Raw genomic sequence first — 20,457 nt, 5'->3', positions numbered from 1 at the left:
GCGAACCGCGTGCCTTGAGCGCTTCGTTGTACGTCTTACAGTTGGTCGTGCCGTACTTCTGTGGAGATGGTTTCATCCGTTCAGGCTACCAGACGTGCGGGTCCCATGCTGGCCCAGCCTGATTTGCGCAACAAAGCCCTTCGACATGACGGATCGACGCCGACTCAACTACGATATACATGAAGACTGTCTATTAATGCTCAAGATGGATCGCGACCCTCTGACAAAAGGCCATCAATACTTTGACAATGGCAGCACCTCATAGGAATCATTCGCGAAGAAATGTGGTTTTAGAGATTGTTTACACACACTTTGACGTTAGCGATTCTCCACCATGGTATTAGTCCGCCGGCAAACACCAAGCCCATTTAACACTCGAAATGAGCTCTTCGGTATGTGACATTGTCACGTCAGCAAACGGATCTTTGGAGGCTTTTTCTGTCCGAACTCGAGAAGATCCTAAAGCACGAGCACCGACTCTACGCCGAATTCCGCCATCTCATCAAGCGAGCTTTCTAAGAGGCCCTCATCACCAGTTTGCTTCCACTGAAGCAGTACAAACTAATACAGGAGAGAGACATGTACTTCACCCCAAGAAAACTAGTCCTTGAAAATTGCCTCATGCTAGAAGGTACAACCGACACAGCTAACTTTCGTATCTACGAAATCCAAGACGACGATGGCACATGGTTCCTCTTAGAGGTCGATGCCATCCCTTCCCACTGGTTCTTCAACGAAAACTACTACATGGACAGCGACGAAGTCTCATACCTACATGACGAGATCAGCCGCGTAGTGAAGCTTCTGCCTGTCACTGGTGCAATCTGCCCAGACTTCTCGAAACGCGCCATGAAATCCCTGGACGAGCCCCCCAGCAACGGCCTTCACCTTGCTAAACCTGGCTGAAAGGGCGGTCCACACTCGAGCTGTTATGCACACTCTCGAATAGTGCGTGTCCAGAGATTTCCCGAGCTTCTACTTCATGTCAGATCGTTTCTTTGCAACCATGCGATTTACCGAAGAAAGCAAATTTACCATCGAATTCACCCTCTCGAAGAAAGCAGGGGAGATTCAGCGTGAGTTCTCCGACCCGTATGCCGCAGTCGAGTTCCTCATTAGTTGCGTCTGCTGGTACGTCGCCATACCTCGCACCTTCAGCACTGACCCTTATTACGCTGGGCACCTTTACGTCACAAAAGGCCCAGACAACACAACCGAGACATTTGACCAGTTCGGCCTACTAGTCGAACGGCCGACCATCTACCAATTCAACTAAGAACGCCTAACAAAACCTCTCGACATACCGCCAACAGATGAGCGAGCACGCGAGCGAGAGGAAGGCCTGATGTATGTCCGCTCGCCGCTCGTGCCGAATGCGCAACCTGCGGAAGCGGTGCAGCCATCCTAGCGTGCGTTCAACGACCCAACGCCATCGGCCGAGCCTTTCACGCGACTCCACGCCGTATCGCGCTATACGTGCTGCGATACCTCGTTGACGCAGCCAAACGCGATGCGCTCGTGAAGCGTACGCTCGATCGGCGTGCAGCTTACCTGGACGCTTACGCGCACGGCTGCGAAGTCCCTTAACCGCTGGGATGGCTTCTACGAGTGGAATAAGAAAACGCGAGTCGTGCACCTGGGCGCCCGAGATCTTCGCTACCAGCGGCAGCCCACGTTGATCAACGAGCAGGTGGTGTTTGCAGCCGAGCTTGCCACGATCGGTCGGATACCGACCCGTATGCTCGCCACCTGCAGGCGCCGACACGCTGGCAGCGTCAACGCAAGCTCGATCCCACATGATCTGATCGTGCTCGCGTAGCCGTCGAAGGACTGCCTCGTGGACTCGCTGCCAAACGCCAGCTTTCATCCATTCGTGGAGCCGGCGCCAACAAGTCATCCCGCTGCCGCAGCCGAGTTCGCGCGGCAAATACTCCCACGGTATCCCAGTCTTCAGCACAAACAGAATCCCGGTTAGGGTAGCGCGATCGTTGAGACGTGGCCGTCCGCCCTTCGGCGATCTGTGATGGGTCGGGAGATGAGCTGCTATGAGCGACCAAAGGTCTTCGGGTAGAAGTGCTTGGGCCATGGCATCAGTCCGTATGGGAACACGGACGTCATCTTAGCTGCCGAACTATGGCCGTGTACTTCCGCTATCGACCCAAAGCGGACCTATCTGACGAAGCAGCATCTCTTCTTCAAGTTGACGGACTAACACTCTTCGTCTACTCTCCCATCATTCGTCATTATGCCCCGAGGGGTGAGAGCGCGTTCAGGTCAGTTCAGGCGACAAAGCCGACTGTCCAGGTATGGTAGCCGTCGCGCATCCTGCTGCAAAGTCAGCGAGGTAATGCTAATCAGGAGGTAGGCATGAGCCGCCTTGGACCGTTTCCAGGAAGCCCCTAAGGCTGGCATTCGGCATAGACAGGTTGCTTGTCATGCCAAAATTGCACACTACACTCAAACATCCCGCACTCGCTGCACACAAAAATCTCTCCTACGAACACATTCTGTGTGGTTGGCTAACTGGCTTCGGCTGGGAAGTACTGAAGCCCTTAGTCGACCATGGGCGCAGGACAGATCTCGTTATTGCCGATGATGAAGGGCGCTACTTCCGAATTCAAGTTAAAACGGTCCAATCTAGGGATGAGACTGTTCGGATCGAGAATCGATGGCATGGAGGCCGCTTGGACTACATTGTTATCTTCTCCACCCAAGCCGATTGGGGCTACATCGCGCCGGCATTTACTGAGGCTAGCCGCCGGGTTAATGACCGGAGTCATATCCGCTTTCACTACCATCCCGAGCACTTCAGAAAGGCCTTTGAAAAGGCGTAAGTTTGCCACGGCGGTAGCGATTCCCTCCATGGCGTTTAGGTCGGTTGGTGATGTCGAGTGTACGGCAGCAACCGACCCGAAGCGGACGCTCAATACCGGCGTAAATCGAGAAATTCTGTCTATGGAGTGCATATGCAAGTGGGGTGTACCACTTCAATAAGCGATACCGGATTCTTGTCATCAGCTACGAATACTATCCGCAGTATGCTCGCGTGTGGCGCGACCTGAGGCAGCGAAATGCGAACGTCTTCGTCGGGGTCGGCTTCGTTTTCAATGCGCGCAGCCGTGCGTTTCTGGTCCACGGTGCAGTAAAGCGAATACCGGTCCTACGCGCATTCCGCGACATCCCGCGCACGCCACAAGACATTATCAGGCGACGCCGACCTCACGCGCATCGGACGGCGTCACTAGAACGGCGCGTAGGGCGCTCGCCAGTTCCGCCCGGCCATAAGGCTTGCTTAGCAAGTTGACGCCTTCGTCGAGCCGGCCGTTGTGCATCACCGCGTTCTCGGTGTAGCCGGAAGTAAACAGCACACGAATGTCAGCATGCCGTCGGCGCGCACGCTCGGCTAGGTCAGTGGCGCTGACGCTGCCTGGCATGATTACGTCGGTGAACAGCAGGTCGATCCGCTCCTGATGTTCCATCACCTCGAGCGCGGCATCGGCGCTGCCAGCCGTCAGCACCTGGTAGCCGAGGTCGCGCAACATGGCGGCGACATTGTCGAGAATGTCCTGCTCGTCGTCGACGGCCAATACCGTTTCGGTACCACCCCGGATAGCGAGACTGGGCGCTGCCTTCTTTTCCGTCGCGCGCCCGTGGGTGCGCGGCAACAGGATATCGATCGTCGTTCCCTCCCCTACCTTGCTGTCGATATCGATATGGCCGCCGCTCTGCTTGACAAAGCCGTACGCCATGCTCAAGCCCAATCCAGTGCCCTTGCCGACACCTTTGGTTGAGAAGAAGGGCTCAAACGCCCGCGCCTTCACCTCGGCAGGCATGCCATGGCCGGTGTCGGTGAATGCCAGCCGCACGAACTCGGCGTCGTCCCTGCAGACATTATCGACACGGATCGCCAGCGCACCGCCCGATGGCATCGCGTCGCTCGCATTCAAGGACAGGTTGAGGATGACGTTTTCCAGTTGCTGCGGGTCGACTAAGACGTTCCATACCCCAGGGCAGGCGACAAAGTTCACCTCGATCTTCTCGCCGACGGCGCGCTTGAGTAGCAGGTCGATGGCGGCGAACACGTCGGGAAGGCTGACGGCATCCGGCTGCAGCGGCTGCTTGCGGGCGAACGCCAGCAATTGCGACGACAGCCTCGCGCCGCGCCGGATGGCGGTTTGCGCCGATTCGCAGCGCAGGTGCACTTTCTCGTTGCCCGGCGTGAACATCTTGATGAGATCGATGTTGCCGTTAATGATGTGCAGGACATTGTTGAAGTCGTGCGCCACGCCACCGGTCAGCTTGCCGATCGCTTCGAGTTTCTGGGCGTGCAGCAAGGCGGTTTGCGTATCCTCCAGCTTCTGCGTGCGCTCGCGAACCAGTTGCTCGAGATGCTGCTGCTGTCGATCGACCTCCTGGCGCGCCCGCCACTGTTCGCTGACGTCGTTGCCCTGGATGAAGATGCTGCCGGCCTCGCCATGCAAGCCGCCATTGGGCTGGAACAGCACGTCGATATACAGGTCCTCCGGTACAGCATGCCCGCCGCGCCGCAGCGACAGTTTCAGGCCGGTGCCGACGTACGCCCTGCCTTTGCTGCGCACGCCTTCGATCATGTCGAGATAGCCTTGTTCCGCCAGCTCAGGCAGCGCTTCGCCGATCGGCAAGCCGATCACGGCGCGATCGCCGACCATGCGCTGGAATGCCGCATTGACGATCTGAACACGGTACTCGCGGCCGCTCAGGACCGCCATGAATCCGGGCGCCTGCTCGAACAGACTGAGCATGCGCGCATGCTCGCCTTCGAGACGCTGGTTGGCACGGGCCAACTCATCCGCCATGGACGCCGCGCGCAGGTAGACGCGATTGACTTCCTTCAGGTACAACACCAGCATAACCAGCGCAGATAGGAGGGCGTTGATGCGGCCGACGTACCAGCCTGCCGTCAAGCGCGCTCCGCCGGCCATGGTAATCGCATTGTCGAACGCCAGGGCGACGATCGCCACGCCGAGCCAGGCGCTCATCGGCGTGGCGAAGCGCGTCGCGCGCCACAGCATGAACAACGCCAGCACGATGATGACCTGGATCAGGGGTGCATAACCGGAACGCGTGATACGGCTGAAGTCGCCCGCGACGTCGACCACGGGCAGCCTGTCGTGGAACACCGTCACCGCGAGCACGCTCAGCGCAAGCGCGCCGATAGTCAGTACGGCGCAGGTGCGGAACGCGGCGATGGGGTCCGGCGCCAGGCGACCGCGCCCGCGCCATTCCGACCAGGCGTAGCCGAACAGCATTCCAGTCGAGCCGAGGTGCCAGAAGAACCAGAGCCAGCTCGGCGTTTGCGTCCCGCCCAGCAGGCGCACGTCGTTGACGAACGCGGAAGGAAACGAGAAGAATTGCACCAGTAGGATGGCCGAGGTGTAGAAGCAACCGCCCCACAGGTACAGCAGGGCATGGAGCTGGGTCTGCCTGAAGTAACCATAGATCAAGTAAGCCACGATGGCATAGCTGACGACGGTTGTTGCCTGGTATACCGGCAGGAAGGAGGCGATGCCCGGCCATCGGGCGGATGCAACCGGCATGAGCGCAAGGGTGACTACGGCAATCGCCAGCGCCGTCATCAACGCGGTGCGCTGGAAGGGCGCCATGCGCCCGGCGATACGGTCGTCGGCGGCCGCAGCCGGGAATGTCTTGTCGTGCATGAGCGCATCTTTCGTAAGCGAGGGCGTACGCATGCCATGCGTAGCCGCCTGATGGACAGCTAGGATACCTTAGTTCCCTGCCGCCTGATCGAGCGACTGCGGTACGGAACGCAAACTGCCGAGACCCTGCCGTCGCTGCTCATCATGCAGACTCAGTGGCAAGGCGCGCGCCGATGTTGAGGATGGAAAACGTAAAGCAGACCTTGTCATCCAGCGATCATAGATTGAAAAGATTGCGATGTCCGCTCCTGGCCGATGGCGGACTGTCGGAACGGCTCAGTGTACTCGGCTGTTGCCTGCTGAGCAACTAGAAGGTTTTGTTAGGCGCTCTAAGGCAACCATGAAGAGCCAACCACAAACTACCCAGCCACAAGACGCCGTCCTGCCCAAACTCTTAAAGGCCGGCCTTGTGTGGCCGTTGTGGCAGCGGATGAGGTCAGTGCCACAAATCACTGCCACAAATCGCTTATTTTTCATGTTCCTCTGGGCTAGCGACGTTTCACTCTGTCCAGTCCATCATAGGGGCGACGGATAGGCGGCGGGGAGGAACAGGAGAAGTCGGAGCAGTCGTCACTTGTGCAAGCCAGGGAAAGGATCAAGCCCGCAATGATAACGGCTTCAGGCTTGCCAGTGCAGACGCAACTATTTCATGACAGAGTGCTCACATGCAAAATATTTCCTCATGGAACTTAATCGCTGCTCGATCGCGGTCGCCTTGAGCTTGTGAGGGCAAATCGCCCGATCACCCCCCTAGGAGTTAACCATGCTGAGCCTTCACACCAACAACGCCGCCCTGTCGGCACAGAATTCGCTGTCGCGCACCCAGAGCACGCTGTCGACCTCGATGACGCGCCTGTCGACGGGCTTTCGCATCAACTCGGCCATGGACGATGCAGCCGGCCTGCAGATCGCTACCCGCCTGAAAGCCCAGTCCAGCGGCATGAGCGTGGCCATGCGCAACACCCAGAATTCGATTTCGATGATGCAGACCGCCGAAGGCGCGCTCGACGAAGTCACCAACATCCTGACCCGCATGAAGGACCTGGCGACCCAGTCCGCCGACGGATCGTCGTCGACCGCCGACCGTACCGCGATGCAGGCCGAGTTCACTTCGCTGACCGACGAACTGAGCAACATCGTCAAGAACACCACATTCGGTGGCACCGGACTGCTGAACAACACCGGTGGTGCGCTGGGCAAGTTCGCAGCGTCGATCGACTTCCAGATCGGCGCGTCCAAGGACGAAAAGATGACGCTGGACATCAGTGGAGACGTTACCAAGATGCACGAGAGCATCGTGGCGGCGGCCGGCGGCTTTAATGGTGGCGCGGCCATCGCCGCCGGTGCAGCGACTGCAGGCGCAGAAATCACTGGCACCGCAGCCAATGCCAGCATCGACAAGCTCAAGACCGCGATCGAAAGCGTCAGCACCGTGCGCTCGGCCATCGGCGCCGCCGCCAACCGCCTCGACCACGTGCACAATAACCTGGCCAACATCAGCACCAACACCGCTAACGCCACCGGCCGCATCATGGATGTCGACTTCGCCACCGAAAGCGCAAAGATGACCTCGAGCCAGATGCTGATGCAGGCAGGCACCGCCATGCTGAAGCAGTCGAACAGCATGTCCTCGATGGTCATGTCGCTGCTGCAGTAATCAGCGCATAGAGGACTGTCCTGGCCGGCGACGTGCCGGCCATTTCTTAAAAAGAAATTTCCATACGTTACTTAATAGAACGCTCCAAGCGGTCGCCTTGTATCGGTAAGCGCAAGGGGCGCGACATAAGACACGTATCTATCAGGAAAAAACATGCTGAGCCTTCATACCAACAACGCCGCCTTGTCGGCCCAGAACTCGCTGTCGCGCACCCAATCCACGCTGTCGACCTCGATGACCCGCTTGTCGACCGGTTTTCGCATCAACTCGGCCATGGACGACGCCGCCGGCCTGCAGATCGCGACCCGCCTGAAAGCCCAGACCAGCGGCATGGCGGTCGCCATGCGCAACACCCAGAACTCGATCTCGATGCTGCAGACCGCCGAGGGTGCACTCGACGAAGTGTCCAACATCCTGGTGCGCATGAAGGACTTGGCCACCCAGGCTGCCGATGGCTCCTCGAGCGCTGCTGACAAGGGCGCGATGCAATCGGAATACGACTCGCTGGCTAGCGAGCTGAGCAATATCATCGGCAATACCACTTTCGGTGGCGCCAAACTGCTGACCAAGAATGCGGTTGCTGCAGACAAGTTGGCCGCTGATGGCGTGGCCCTCGCTGCGAATGACACTTCCGGGCCGGATACCGACTTCACAGATGCCCAGAACGACCTCACTACGGCCAAAACCGACTATGGTAGTGGAACGATCACCAAGGCTGCGCTTGATGCCGCACAGGCAACGTACGATGCGGCATTAAAGGTCAAAACGCTGGCTCACAATAAGAAAGCCGTGACGGCCGCGTACGCAACAGCCGTCACGAACTCGATCGGCAAGACCGATGGCGCCCTGTCGGGCAGTATCGACTTCCAGATCGGGGCCTCGGCTGGCGAAAAGATGTCGCTCGCCCTGACGACGGACGTCACCGCCCTGCACACCAAGCTGCGCGACGTCAGCGTCAACTACAACGCTTTTGGTGCGGCCATTTCGGGAACCGGCACCGAGTTGACCGATACCGCCTCGATCATGATCGACAAGCTGCAGGCGGCCGTGGAAGCAGTCAGCACGGTCCGCTCCGGCATGGGCGCAGCGGCCAACCGCCTCGAGCACGTGCACAACAACCTGTCCAACATCAGCACCAATACCAAGAACGCCACCGGCCGCATCATGGACGTCGACTTCGCCACCGAAAGCGCGAAGATGACCTCCAGCCAGATGCTGATGCAGGCCGGCACCGCCATGCTGAAGCAGTCGAACAGCATGTCCTCGATGGTCATGTCGCTACTGCAGTAATCGTCCAGTCAGCCCGGCAAGCCCGCTTTTACAGCGGGCTTTTTTCAAAAAATTTCCGCGTAGAACTTAATAAAAGCGTCCGCACTGTCGCCCTATACTCTTGAGGGCGCGATCGGCGCCGCGAACCACGTTGAACAGGAACTAACATGCTGAGCCTCCACACCAACAACGCCGCCCTGTCGGCACAAAATTCGCTGTCGCGCACCCAGTCGTCGCTGTCGACCTCGATGACCCGCCTGTCGACCGGTTTCCGCATCAACTCGGCCATGGACGACGCTGCAGGCTTGCAGATCGCTACCCGCCTGAAAGCCCAGACCAGCGGCATGAGCGTAGCCATGCGCAATACCCAGAATTCGATCTCGATGCTGCAGACCGCCGAAGGCGCGCTCGACGAAGTCACCAACATCCTGACCCGCATGAAGGATCTCGCCACCCAGGCTGCCGACGGTTCGTCCTCGGACGCCGACCGCACCGCCATGCAGGCCGAGTACACCTCGCTGACCGATGAGCTGACTAATATCGTCAAGAATACGACCTTCGGCGGAACCGAACTGTTGAACAACTCGACCGGCAAACTGAAGGACGCGGTTAGTTTCCAGATCGGCGCCAGCACCGGTGAGAAGATGTCCCTCGACCTGCGCACCGAGCTCAACACCATGCACAAAAATATTTATGCTGCGGCAGGCAAATTCAATGGCGGCTCGATTACAGTCGACGCTGCCGGTGCCCCCGCTGTTTGGTCGAAAGGCGGCGAAGGCGGCAAAGAACTGGTGGCGACGATCGCCAGCGAAGCAACCGGTCTAGCAACTGGCGCATCCAATGCGAACGGCAGTATCGATCGCCTGAAGACCGCAATTGAAAGCGTCAGCACCCTGCGCTCCTCGCTGGGTGCCGCCGCAAACCGCCTCGACCACGTGCACAACAACCTGGCCAATATCAGTACCAATACCGCCAACGCCACCGGCCGCATCATGGACGTCGACTTCGCCACCGAAAGCGCGAAGATGACCTCCAGTCAGATGCTGATGCAGGCAGGTACCGCCATGCTGAAGCAGTCGAACAGCATGTCGTCGATGGTCATGTCGCTTCTGCAGTAATCTACGTCTGAAACGTCTGTCAGACGCATCCAACGCCAGCCTGCGGGCTGGCTTTGTCGTTTACACCTTTAAAAAATTTTCTTACAGCACTTAACGTCAGACTCTGGTAGGTCGCCTTGTATTGGTGAGCGCATAGAATAGACGTGTCACAGCGGACTGCGCGACAATCTTCCTTACAACCAGGAGTTCACCATGCTGAGTCTTCACACCAACAACGCCGCATTGTCAGCCCAGAATTCGCTGTCGCGCACCCAATCGTCGCTGTCGACCTCGATGACCCGTCTGTCCACTGGCTTCCGTATCAACTCGGCCATGGACGATGCAGCCGGCCTGCAGATCGCTACCCGCCTGAAAGCCCAGACCAGCGGCATGAGCGTGGCCATGCGCAATACCCAGAATTCGATCTCGATGCTGCAGACCGCCGAAGGCGCACTCGACGAAGTCACCAACATCCTGACCCGCATGAAGGATCTGGCCACCCAGGCCGCCGACGGCTCCTCGTCGGACACCGACCGAACCGCAATGCAGTCGGAATATGACGCCCTGACCGATGAACTGAGCAACATCGTCGGCAATACCTCGTTCGGCGGCACCTCGCTGCTGAGCACGAAAACGGACAGCAAGCTCAACGCGGCAGTCAAGTTCCAGATCGGTGCGTCGTCCGGCGAAACCATGGACCTCGACATCGCCGGCGCCGCGGGCAAGCCTCTCACCGACATGCATACCAAACTTGGTTCGGTCAACACAGTCCATCTGTTCAGCTCTCTCGGCACTGCCGGTACGGGCACCGGCACCGCCCTGTCGACCGCAACGCTCGCCAACGGCTCGATCAAGAACGTCTCCGACGCGATCGACGCCGTCGCAACCGTGCGCTCGTCGCTGGGCGCGGCGGCGAACCGCCTGAACCACGTCTACAACAACCTGTCGAATATCAGCACCAACACCGCCAACGCCACCGGCCGCATCATGGACGTCGATTTTGCAAGCGAAAGCGCAAAGATGACCTCCAACCAGATGCTGATGCAAGCCGGCACCGCCATGCTGAAGCAGTCGAACAGCATGTCCTCGATGGTCATGTCGCTGCTGCAGTAATCCTCGCTCCCGGGCACAGTTCGGGGTAGTATCGAAAGGCCGGCCCGCAAAGGCTGGCCTTTTTTTCATAGGTAGATCCTCATGTCCAGCATCCCGTCCATCGTCCCTCTCCTGCCGCCCACGGCAACGCCGCTGGGCGTCGGCGCGGTGGCCGCGGCCGCGCCCGTCGCGCTGGCGCCTTTCGACGGCGGCGAGCCGCCCCTGCCGATGTCCCAGCTGCTCGCGCCCGCCCCTGCCGCGCAGGGCGAGCCGGGGCCGGAAGGCCTGGCCATGCGCCCCGACCAGGTCTTCCTGGCGCGCCAGATTCATTTCCAGGCGGTCGACGGCCGCACACTGGCCACGTCCTGGCAGGCCATGGTGCGCCAGTACGGCAAGCAGATGACCGATCGCGAGCTGCGCAACCAGGCGGGCCAGCTGCCGCCGGCGGTGCTGGCGGCCAGCCAGGAGGGACGCGTGCTGCGCCAGGCGGACCATCCGCTGCTGCTGCAGGACGCCTGGCGCTTCACCGTGCACGCGGGCGGCGCCAAGGACCAGCACCTGGGGGTGCTGCAGGAGCAACCCGACGGCGCGTCCGGCCGGCGCAAGCGCAGCCGGGCCGCGCTGCGGCTCGAACTGGAGCTGGCCGACGGCACCATGGTCGTGCTGCAGGTGGAGGCGATCCCCGGCGGACTGGCGGTGGAGCTGTGCGCTCCCGATGCGGCGGCCTTGGCGCGGCTGCGCAAGCTGCAGCCGGAACTGGAAGACGCGATCGCGCGTGCCGGCCTGCAGGTGCAGCGCTGGCGCTATCGCGACAGCCTGCCGCTGGCGCCGGTGCACGCACGGATGGCGTCGAGCGACGTGGTGCAGGTGCTGACGCTGCCCGTGTTCCGCGCGGTGGCCGAACTGGCCCTGGTGCTACCGCGCCTCGACGCGGCCGAGACGCAGGCGCGCGAAGGCTGAAATATTATTTCAGTAGCAGATTGTTTGTGAAATAATATTTCACCACCTACTGCAGCGGATCAGCCGACGGTACCGACGATCGACACGTCCCGGTTCTCGGGAATCTCGTTATACGACAGCACGTGCAGCCCCGGCGCGAACAGCTTGGCGTAGCGCGCCAGCAGCGGGCGCACCTGCGGCAGCACCAGCAGCAGCGGCGGCGTACGCTGCTGCTTCATCTGCTCGCGCGCCACCGGCATGTTGATCTGCAGCTGGGACAGCAGCTGCGGGTCGATCGGGTAGTTGTCCAGCGCGACCTTGCCGCCATTGTTCTGGCGCGCCTGGTTCAGGGAGCCGAGCAGCATGTTTTCCAGTTCGGCCGACAGGTTAAACGCCGGCATGTCCTTCTTCTTGCCGAACAGGCCTGACACGATCTGGCGCCGCAGCGCGCAGCGCACCTCGGCCGCCAGCAGGATCGGGTCCTTGGTGCTCTCCGAGCTGTCCAGCAGCGTGGTGGCGATCACCACGATGTCCTTCAAGGACACGCCTTCGGCAAGCAGCACGCGGAACACGCGCAGCAGCTGGGTGTGGGTGAGCGCCTTTTCCAGCGCCCCTGCCAGCTTCGGCGACAGCGCCTGCAGGCGCTCCAGGATCGCCGGCACGTCCTCGTGGCGGAACAGCTCGTGCAGGTATTCGCGCACCACCTTCGAGGTATGGGTGGCGATCGCGCTCGCCACCTCGACCACCTGGTAGCCCAGGCCCAGCGCATCGGCCTTCTGCTCGGGCGTGATCCAGGTGATCGCCATGCCGTAGGCCGGCTCGATGCCGGGGATGCCGTCGATCTCGCCGTACACGTTCGGCGACGGGATCGCCATCAGGTGCTCGGGCATCACCTCCGCCTCGGCCACCACGACGCCCGACAGGCTGATCGCATACTGCGAGGGGCGCAGCGCCAGGTCGTCGCGCACGCCGATGCTTGGTAACACCATGCCCATCTGCTCCGACAGGCTCTGGCGCAGGCCCTTGATGCGCTTGGTGAGCGGCTCGCCCTGGGCCTTGTCGATCATGCCGACCAGCTTGTAGCCCACCGCCACCGTCACCGGCTGCACCACCGGCAGCGCCTGCCAGTCGAGCTCCGGTGCGCGCTCGTCGCGCAGCGCGGCCTCGATCGCAGCCACCCCTAGATTGTCCGGCGCCTGCACCCGCTTGGTCAGCTTCCAGCCGACGAAGCCCACCACCGCCGCGAAGATGAAGAAGGTGAACATCGGCATGCCCGGCACCAGGCCAAGCACGATCATCACGCCCGCCACCGAGAACAGCACCGACGGCTGGGCCAGCATCTGGCCGCTCACCTGCTTTTCGAGGTCGCCGGATTCGCCGATGCGGGTCACCAGGATCGCCGCCGCCGCCGACAGCAGCAGCGCCGGAATCTGCGCCACCAGGCCGTCACCGATGGTGAGCAGCGCATACACCTTGGCGGCTTCGCCCAGCGGCAGGTCGTGCATCAGGGCGCCGATGGCGATACCGCCCACCAGGTTGATGATCAGGATCAGGATCGAGGCGATCGCGTCGCCGCGCACGAACTTCGAGGCGCCGTCCATGGCGCCGTAGAAGTCGGCTTCGGCCGCCACGTCCTTGCGTCGCTGGGTCGCTTTTTCCTGGTTGATCAGGCCGGCGTTCAGGTCGGCGTCGATCGCCATCTGCTTGCCGGGCAGCGCGTCCAGGGTGAAGCGCGCCGACACTTCCGAGATGCGTTCCGCGCCCTTGGTCACGACGATGAAGTTGATGATCATCAGGATCACGAACACCACCAGGCCGACCACGAAGTTACCGCCGATGACGACGTTGGCGAAGGCCTCGATCACGTTACCGGCCGCATGCGGGCCGGTGTGGCCGTTGAGCAGCACCACGCGGGTCGAGGCCACGTTCAGCGCCAGGCGCATCAGGGTGGTGCCCAGGATCACGGTCGGGAACACCGAGAAGTCGAGCGGCCGCTTGGCCGTCACCGACACCAGGATCACGATCAGCGCCAGCACGATGTTGAACGTGAACAGCACGTCCAGCAGCACCGGCGGCAGCGGCAGCATGATCATCGCCAGCAGCGCGATCAGGAAGATCGGGCCGGCGAACTTCTGGCGCTTCAGCTCAGAGACGAAGGCGTTAATGGAATTCATGCAGAAACCTCACTCAAATGAGATGGGACCACCACCTCGTTGGGGAACCGTGGGGGCGCCTGGCGCCGGCCTGCACGGAACGCATTCAGTTGCAGGACGTAGTTCAATACCTGCGACACCGCCCCGTACAGCTGCGCAGGGATCTGCTGCTGCACCTGGCTGGTGTTGTAGATCGCGCGCGCCAGCGGCGGCAGCGACAGGGTTTCGATGTCGTGCTCGCGCGCGATGCGCTTGATGTACAGCGCCATCTCGTCCACGCCCTTGGCCACCACGAAAGGCGCCTCCGCGCGGTCGGTGTCGTACTTCAGGGCCACCGCGTAGTGCTCGGGGTTGACGATCACCACGTCGGCGGTCGGCACGCTCTTGCGCACGCTGCGCTGGGCCAGCTGGTGCTGCAGCTGGCGGATGCGCTGCTTCACCTCGGGCTTGCCCTCGTTGGTCTTGTGCTCTTCCTTCAGTTCCTGCTTGCTCATGCGCTGGTTTTTGGTGAACAGGAAGGCCTGCACCGGCACGTCGATCAGCGCGAACACCACGAACACCGCCACCAGCGCCATCAGGCCGCCCAGCATCAGGTCGGCGCCGCCGAGCAGCGCGTCGGACAGCGGCATGCGCTGCAGCTCGACGTAGGCCTTGGTGCCGGACGTGCTCACGTGCCACAGCACGAATCCCAGCACGATCGCCTTGGCGGTCGAGGTCGCAAAGCCGATCCAGTGCTTTTGCGAGAACAGGTTGCCGATGTTCGTGATGGGGCTCAGGCGGCTGAACTTCGGCGCCATGTTCTTGCTCGATGCGACCAGTCCGCCCGGGATCACGCCGGCGACGATGATCGCGGCCGGGATCGCCAGCAGCGGCAACACCATCTTCAGCAGCAGCATCAGGGCGCTGGTGAACACCACCGACATCGCGTTCTCGATCGCCCCGGCTTCGCCCAGCGGCACGAAGACCAGCCGGAACAGCGCGCGGAAGGATTCCATGTAGCCCGGCAGCAGCATGGCGAACAGCTTCAGGCTCACCAGGATGCCGACCGCGGTCGCCAGGTCCTTCGAGCGGACCACCTGGCCCTCCTGGCGCGCCTTTTTCAGTTTCTGCGCTGAGGGCTTTTCGGTCTTGTCGCCACCGGTACCGTTATCGGCCATGCGCCACCTTCATCTGCTCCTGCAGCATCTCCAGGATCTGGTTGGTCATCGCGACGTAGTGCTCGGGGATGAAACGCACCACCTGCACCAGCATCAGGAGGCCAAAGATCGTCACCAGCGAAAAGCCCAGCGAGAACAGGTTCAGGCTCGGCGACACCCGGTTCAGGAAACCGAAACCGATCTGCACCACCATGGTCGAAAACACGATCGGCAGCGCCAGCAGCATCGCCGCCGAAAACACCCAGGCCAGGTTCAGCGCCACCGACGCCAAGAGCAGCGGCCCGTAGCCGGCGCCGACCGGCCAGGCCTTGAAGCTCTGGCCCACCACACCCATCAGCACAAGGTGGCCGTCGATCCCGAAGAACACCAGGATCGCCAGCAGCGACAAGAGGCTAGAGACCACGTCCGAGGCCTGGCCGTTCATCGGGTCATTCATCTGGGCCATCGAGAAGCCGATCTGGCTCGAAGCCAGGAAGCCCAGCATCCCGATGACGGCCATCGCGAACTGCATCGCCAGCCCGATTACGCCGCCGATCACGGCCTGCTCGAACATCGTCACCACCCCGGCCAGCGAGAAAGGATCCGGCAGCGCGCCGGCGCTCTGGGTCGTCACCGGCAGCATCATGAAGGACAGGGCCACCGCCAGCAGCGCGCGCACCGGCACCGACACCGCGCCCTCGCCCAGCACCGGGGCGGTCGCCATCATGGCCATGATGCGGGCGAACGGCCACCACAGGGCGTTCATCAGCGGCAGCAGGAAGCCGACCAGCTCCATCTGTTTTTCTTGTTCCCGTCAGGACGCGAGCGTGGCCGCGCGCTGGAACACCGAGACGCAGTAATCCATCAGCGTCGAGGTCATCCAGTGGCCGGCCAGGATCACCGCCGCCAGCGTCACCAGGAGGCGCGGCAGGAAGCTCAGGGTCTGCTCGTTGATCTGGGTCGCGGCCTGGAACAGCGCCACGATCAGGCCCATGACCAGGCCCGGCACCACCAGCACCAGCACCAGCAGCATCACGACCTGCAGGGCCTCGGCCACCAGGTCGACAGCGATATCAGGACTCATTTAATAATGTCTCTCGTTCGGTCGCTTATAGCTAATAACCATGGATACTGCCGACCAGCGTGTTCACGGTCAGGGTCCAGCCATCCACCAGGACGAACAGCAGCAGCTTGAAGGGCAGCGAGATCACCAGGGGAGACAGCATCATCATGCCCATCGCCATCAGCACCGAGGACACCACCAGGTCGATGATCAGGAAGGGGATGAACAGCATCGCCCCGATCTGGAAGGCGGTCTTCAGTTCGGACAGCACGAAGGCCGCCAGCTTGACGGTGAAGCTGCGCTGCTCGGGCGCCAGGCTGGCCGGCTCGCCCGCCAGGTGCGCGACCTGGGCCAGCGCGGTCTTGCTGGTCTGGGCCAGCATGAAGCGCGTCACCGGCACCTCGGCGATTCTCAAGGCCTGCTCCAGGCCGATCTGGTCGCGGTCATAGGGCAGGAAGGCGTCCTTCCACACGGCTTCGCCGACCGGACGCATCACCAAGAGGGTCAGGATCAGCGCAATGCCGGTAATGATCCGGTTCGGCAGGCCCTGCTGCAGGCCGAGGGCCTGGCGCAGCAGCGACAGCACGATCACGAAACGGGTGAAGCTGGTCATCATCATGACCATCACGGGCAGCAGCCCGAGCAGGGTCATCAGGACCAGGATCTGCGACTTGACCGTCATCCCCTGGGTCGAGCCGGGGATTACCCCGGGCAGGATGCTCGGTCCCTGCTGCTGGGCGTCGGCAGGCAGCGCGACCAGCAGCAGCGGCAAGGCCAGCGCGCCGGCCAGCGCCAGCGCGGCGCGGCGCCTGGATGCGCCGCGGACTGCCAACATCATGACGTCAGGGCGTCCAGGTTCAGGCCGTCGAGGTCGATGACCTTCAGGCCGTACTGCTCCCCGGCGACGACGACTTCGGCGCGGCCGATCGGCGCGCCGTTGACCTTGATGACCAGCGGCTCGCCGGCCAAGGCGTCGAGCGGCACCACCGAGGACGGGCCGATCGCCATCAGTTCCTGCAGCGAGATGCGGGCCGAGCCCACTTCCAGCGTCAGGGTCACCGGGATCCGGCGCATCATCTGCGGCAGCTGGCGCGCCGCGTTCTTGCCCGCGACGGCGGTAGCGGCCTCGACACCCTCGAGGTCGTCGATGATCACGTCGCCAGTGAGTTGATCGTTCAGGTTCATGTCCATTTACTCGGCATCTTCAAAAGAGGTTAAACAGAGTTTTCCTTTGTGCTCGGCCACGGCGGCCGTGAACAGGCGCGATTCGTCCAGCAGCACGTCGGCGCGGCCGACCGACACCGGAATGACGTCGCCCACCTTCAGTTCGAACAGCGCGCCCAGTGTGGTTTCCTTGCTGACCAGGCGTCCTTCGAGCTTCACGAACAGGCCGGAGGACAGGCCGTCGTTGCCGGCGCGCGCGGTGCGCACGCTGCTGCGCTCTTCCTTCAGGCCCTGCAGCACATGGGCCATCAGTTCCTGGTCCAGGCCGATCCAGCAATGGCTCTGCTGCTCGCCCTGCGCCAGGGTGATGCGGATGACCCAGCCGGCCTTGCCCGGCGCGCTCGCGGGGCTCGGCACTTCCACCACCGCGGCGTCGGCGCCCGGCACGTCCACGCCGACCGCCGCCAGGCCTTCGGCCACGCGCGCATGCAGCTGTTCGGCCAGCTGCGCGGTGAGGGTCGCGGCCAGGCGCTCCTCGGTCGCGGTCACGCGCTCCAGGCTGGGGTCGCGCGGCGCGCTCGGCGCCGCGTTCTTGCGGCCGTAGCGGCCTTCCAGCAAATCCAGCAGCAGGCTGCGCTCGAACGCGACCGCGGCGGTGCCCAGGGGACCGGCCACCGCCAGCCAGCGCAGGCCGTCCTGGTCGGGAGCACGCTCGAAGGCCAGGTTCGCCAGCCGCCAGCTGCCCCAGTAGCGGCGCCCGCCGGGCCCCGCCATCGTCGTGGCCAGGGCATCGGCGAAACGGCGCGCGAACTTCGGCAGCAGGTGCACCGGGCGTCCCAGCAGGCTGGGATCGAGTACCTGGTAACTACCCTGGTACTTCCCGGAACGGTCGGCCCCGTCCTTGCGCGATCGGTCGAGTGGATTCATCGGCATTGTTTATTGGTCACTAGGAAACGGCGAATATCTTTTTTTCATTCCGCAGGGAAACTATTATACATGGAGATGTACGCCAAAGACTTTGACATTCGCCTTTGATTTCCCACTTGCCCTACGGTAATATCTCTCCCATCGCATCGCAACAAACGGCCCTTTTCCCTGCACATACGGAGGAAAGCCCCAACAAAAGGGTCAAGAACAAAACGGCCGTTCGTAGACACTGATTTAACAAAGCATGCCCTTCGACGGGTTTTCTGACGACAAAACAAGACACACTTTGTCGCCTCCGCACAACACGCGCAACACCTCTTTTTTCGCACTGGATTGAGAATGGGAACTGAACTTGTCGGTCTGATCAAAGCTGACCTTGCTGCCCTGACAAATGAAGCCAAGCGTCTGGCCGTCGTTCCGGCCGCTGACCTGTCAACCGGCACCACATTTAACAATTCGCAAGGCGCATTTTCCTTCACGCAATCAATGAAGGATGCGATCGCCAGCGTGGACGCGGAAGACCGCGCCGCCGGCGAACGCATGGCCGCCGTCGACGCCGGCAAGAGCGACGACCTGGTCGGCGCCATGCTGGCCAGCCAGCAGGCCAGCCTGTCCTTCTCGATGCTCATGCAAGTTCGCAACAAGGTCATGGGCGCCGTGGACGAACTGATCAAGCTGCCGGTCTGACCTCTCCCCTATTCCAGAGACTCTCGTGATTTCGACCCTCAAGGCCGCCTTTGGCGGCAAGAAGCCGACGCTGCCCGACATGCCGCCGGCGCTGCGCAACAACCTCAGCCTGCTGCTCGGCCTGGCCGTGGCCATCACGGCCGCGGTCATGCTGTTCCTGTGGCAGGACCAGTCCAACTACAAGCCGGTGTTCGGCGCCCGCGAAAAGGTCGCCGCCAGCGACATGATGAGCGTGCTCGAAGCCGAAGCCATCCCCTACCGCATCCACCCGGAGAGCGGCCAGGTGATGGTGCCGTCCGGCGAGCTGGGCAAGGTGCGCATGCTGCTGGCCGCCAAGGGCGTGACCGCCCAGCTGCCGGCCGGCCTCGAGCTGATGGACCGCAACGACCCGCTCGGCGTGTCGCAGTTCGTGCAGGACGTGCGCTTCCGCCGCGGCCTCGAGGGCGAACTGGCGCAGAGCATCCTGACCATCGACGCGATCGCCTCGGCGCGCGTGCACCTGGCGATCGCCAAGTCGAGCTCCTTCGTGGCCGGCGCCGGCGACCAGTCCTCGGCCTCGGTGGTGGTCGCGGTCAAGCCGGGCCGCTCGCTGTCGAACGAGCAGATCGCCGCCATCGTCAACATGGTGTCGAGCAGCGTCGCCAACCTGAACCCGGCGCGCGTGTCGCTGGTCGACCAGGCAGGCAACTACCTGTCCTCGCGCGTCGACCTGAGCGACGGCTACGACGGCCAGGCCCAGGGCCAGGGCGACAACAGCGCGGCCAGGCGCTACACCGACGAGGTGCGCAACAACGTCAACGAACTGCTGGCGCCGGTGCTGGGCGCGAACAACTTCAAGATGAGCGTCACCGCCGACGTCGACAACGACAAGATCGAAGAGACCCAGGAAAAGTACGGCGAAGCCCCGAAGGTCACCAGCGAAGCGATGCGCGAAGAGATGGAGCGCAACCGCATGGCGCTGGGCGTGCCGGGCACCCTGTCGAACCGTCCGCCGGTGGCCGACCCGGCCGCTGCGGCCGACGGCCAGGCCCCGGATGGCGCCGCCAAGCCCGACGACGGCAGCGCGCGCAAGAACGCCACCACCCGCCAGTACGCCTATGACCGCGCGATCACCCAGATCAAGCGCTCGCGCGGCCGCCTGAAGAAGCTGTCGGTGGCGGTGGTGCTGAACAATGCCAGCGCCGCCAATCCGAAAGTCGGCTACACCCCGGCCGAGCTGGCGAACATCGAGAAGATCCTGAAGGGCGGCCTGGGCGTCGACGCCGCGCGCGGCGACGTGCTGACCGTCTCCAGCCTGACGTTCCCGGCCGCGGCCCCGGCCCAGGAATGGTGGCAGGAACGCGACAACGTGGTCGACATGACCAATTACGGCCTGTATGCGCTGGGCGCCCTGCTCGCCTACCTCCTGCTGGCCCGCCCGCTGCTGCGCGCCGCGACCGCACGCCTGGCGCCGCAGCCGCCGCTGATGCCGGCCGCGCCAGCCCTGCCGGGTGCGCCGGGTGGCGCTGCCGCGAGCGCCGACGGCGCCATCGCCGCCCTGCCCGCAGGCGCGCCTGCCGCCCTGGGCGCCCCGGCCC

General features: G+C 62.5%; 19 protein-coding genes. 10 read left to right on the top strand and 9 right to left on the bottom strand.

Features of this window, described 5'->3' with window-relative positions:
- Nucleotides 1–579: 579 nt before the first annotated feature.
- Together B2R83_RS12830 and B2R83_RS12825 are read left to right on the top strand one after the other, a co-directional pair.
- Nucleotides 580–906 carry a hypothetical protein gene (locus tag B2R83_RS12830; protein WP_292041791.1) on the top strand — a complete coding sequence of 109 codons (327 nt, stop codon included), beginning with the start codon at nt 580–582 and terminating at the stop codon, nt 904–906.
- 46 nt (nt 907–952) lie between these two features.
- Nucleotides 953–1,276, top strand: a complete 324-nt coding sequence (locus B2R83_RS12825; RefSeq protein WP_292041789.1) for a hypothetical protein — start codon at nt 953–955, stop codon at nt 1,274–1,276.
- Nucleotides 1,277–1,282: 6 nt separating this feature from the next.
- On the opposite strand, the gene B2R83_RS12820 is transcribed toward B2R83_RS12825, so the two are convergent.
- Nucleotides 1,283–2,086 (bottom strand): IS5 family transposase, encoded by an 804-nt coding sequence (locus B2R83_RS12820; RefSeq protein ID WP_292041787.1) that lies wholly within the window; start codon nt 2,084–2,086, stop codon nt 1,283–1,285.
- A gap of 349 nt (nt 2,087–2,435) precedes the next feature.
- Here B2R83_RS12820 and B2R83_RS12815 point away from each other — a divergent pair, with 349 nt between their 5' ends.
- Nucleotides 2,436–2,834, top strand: a complete 399-nt coding sequence (locus tag B2R83_RS12815) for a group I intron-associated PD-(D/E)XK endonuclease (RefSeq protein WP_292041783.1) — start codon at nt 2,436–2,438, stop codon at nt 2,832–2,834.
- Between the two features lie 369 nt (nt 2,835–3,203).
- Here B2R83_RS12815 and B2R83_RS12810 read toward each other — a convergent pair whose 3' ends face one another.
- Entirely contained in the window at nt 3,204–5,696 is a 2,493-nt protein-coding gene (locus B2R83_RS12810; RefSeq protein ID WP_292041781.1) for an MASE4 domain-containing protein, read from the bottom strand.
- 763 nt (nt 5,697–6,459) lie between these two features.
- On the opposite strand from B2R83_RS12810, the gene B2R83_RS12805 reads away from it, so the two are divergent.
- The 5 genes from B2R83_RS12805 to B2R83_RS12785 all read left to right on the top strand — a co-directional run bounded on the left by B2R83_RS12805 (nt 6,460) and on the right by B2R83_RS12785 (nt 11,771).
- Nucleotides 6,460–7,353, top strand: a complete 894-nt coding sequence (locus tag B2R83_RS12805; RefSeq protein WP_292041779.1) for a flagellin — start codon at nt 6,460–6,462, stop codon at nt 7,351–7,353.
- 153 nt (nt 7,354–7,506) lie between these two features.
- Complete coding sequence (locus B2R83_RS12800) at nt 7,507–8,643, top strand: flagellin (RefSeq protein WP_292041776.1); 1,137 nt, start codon at nt 7,507–7,509, stop codon at nt 8,641–8,643.
- A 146-nt stretch (nt 8,644–8,789) separates the two neighbouring features.
- Nucleotides 8,790–9,740 (top strand): flagellin, encoded by a 951-nt coding sequence (locus tag B2R83_RS12795; RefSeq protein ID WP_036217144.1) that lies wholly within the window; start codon nt 8,790–8,792, stop codon nt 9,738–9,740.
- A gap of 192 nt (nt 9,741–9,932) precedes the next feature.
- Entirely contained in the window at nt 9,933–10,832 is a 900-nt protein-coding gene (locus B2R83_RS12790) for a flagellin (RefSeq protein ID WP_036217141.1), read from the top strand.
- A gap of 81 nt (nt 10,833–10,913) precedes the next feature.
- On the top strand, nt 10,914–11,771 hold the full coding sequence (locus B2R83_RS12785) for a hypothetical protein (protein ID WP_292041772.1): 858 nt from the start codon (nt 10,914–10,916) through the stop codon (nt 11,769–11,771).
- 59 nt (nt 11,772–11,830) lie between these two features.
- On the opposite strand, the gene B2R83_RS12780 is transcribed toward B2R83_RS12785, so the two are convergent.
- The 7 genes from B2R83_RS12780 to B2R83_RS12750 are packed head-to-tail and all read right to left on the bottom strand — an operon-like array spanning nt 11,831 to nt 18,199.
- Complete coding sequence (locus B2R83_RS12780; protein ID WP_292041769.1) at nt 11,831–13,924, bottom strand: flagellar biosynthesis protein FlhA; 2,094 nt, start codon at nt 13,922–13,924, stop codon at nt 11,831–11,833.
- Nucleotides 13,921–15,060, bottom strand: a complete 1,140-nt coding sequence (flhB, locus tag B2R83_RS12775; protein ID WP_292041768.1) for a flagellar type III secretion system protein FlhB — start codon at nt 15,058–15,060, stop codon at nt 13,921–13,923. The genes B2R83_RS12780 and flhB overlap by 4 nt, the downstream gene beginning before the upstream one ends.
- Nucleotides 15,050–15,835, bottom strand: coding sequence for a flagellar biosynthetic protein FliR (locus B2R83_RS12770; protein ID WP_209588059.1), 786 nt, complete (start codon nt 15,833–15,835; stop codon nt 15,050–15,052). The genes flhB and B2R83_RS12770 overlap by 11 nt, the downstream gene beginning before the upstream one ends.
- An 18-nt stretch (nt 15,836–15,853) precedes the next feature.
- Nucleotides 15,854–16,123 carry a flagellar biosynthesis protein FliQ gene (gene fliQ / locus B2R83_RS12765; RefSeq protein WP_027866955.1) on the bottom strand — a complete coding sequence of 90 codons (270 nt, stop codon included), beginning with the start codon at nt 16,121–16,123 and terminating at the stop codon, nt 15,854–15,856.
- A 31-nt stretch (nt 16,124–16,154) separates the two neighbouring features.
- A complete protein-coding gene (gene fliP / locus B2R83_RS12760) occupies nt 16,155–16,940 on the bottom strand; it encodes a flagellar type III secretion system pore protein FliP (protein WP_209588058.1) in 786 nt (261 codons plus the stop codon).
- Entirely contained in the window at nt 16,937–17,293 is a 357-nt protein-coding gene (locus B2R83_RS12755; protein ID WP_027866953.1) for a FliM/FliN family flagellar motor switch protein, read from the bottom strand. Before B2R83_RS12755 ends, fliP begins: the two co-directional genes overlap by 4 nt.
- A complete protein-coding gene (locus B2R83_RS12750; RefSeq protein WP_292041763.1) occupies nt 17,294–18,199 on the bottom strand; it encodes a hypothetical protein in 906 nt (301 codons plus the stop codon). It abuts the gene before it with no gap.
- 333 nt (nt 18,200–18,532) lie between these two features.
- Between B2R83_RS12750 and B2R83_RS12745 the strand changes: the two genes are divergently transcribed.
- Nucleotides 18,533–18,880, top strand: coding sequence for a flagellar hook-basal body complex protein FliE (locus B2R83_RS12745; protein WP_036217127.1), 348 nt, complete (start codon nt 18,533–18,535; stop codon nt 18,878–18,880).
- A gap of 25 nt (nt 18,881–18,905) precedes the next feature.
- Nucleotides 18,906–20,457 (top strand): flagellar basal-body MS-ring/collar protein FliF (gene fliF, locus B2R83_RS12740; RefSeq protein ID WP_292041758.1); only part of this gene is annotated, 1,552 nt, incomplete at its 3' end.

The sequence above is a fragment of the Massilia sp. UBA6681 genome, from assembly GCF_002454935.1.
In the GTDB taxonomy this organism is placed as follows: Bacteria; Pseudomonadota; Gammaproteobacteria; order Burkholderiales; family Burkholderiaceae_D; genus Telluria; species Telluria varians.
This window is presented reverse-complemented; position numbering and strand designations above follow the sequence as displayed.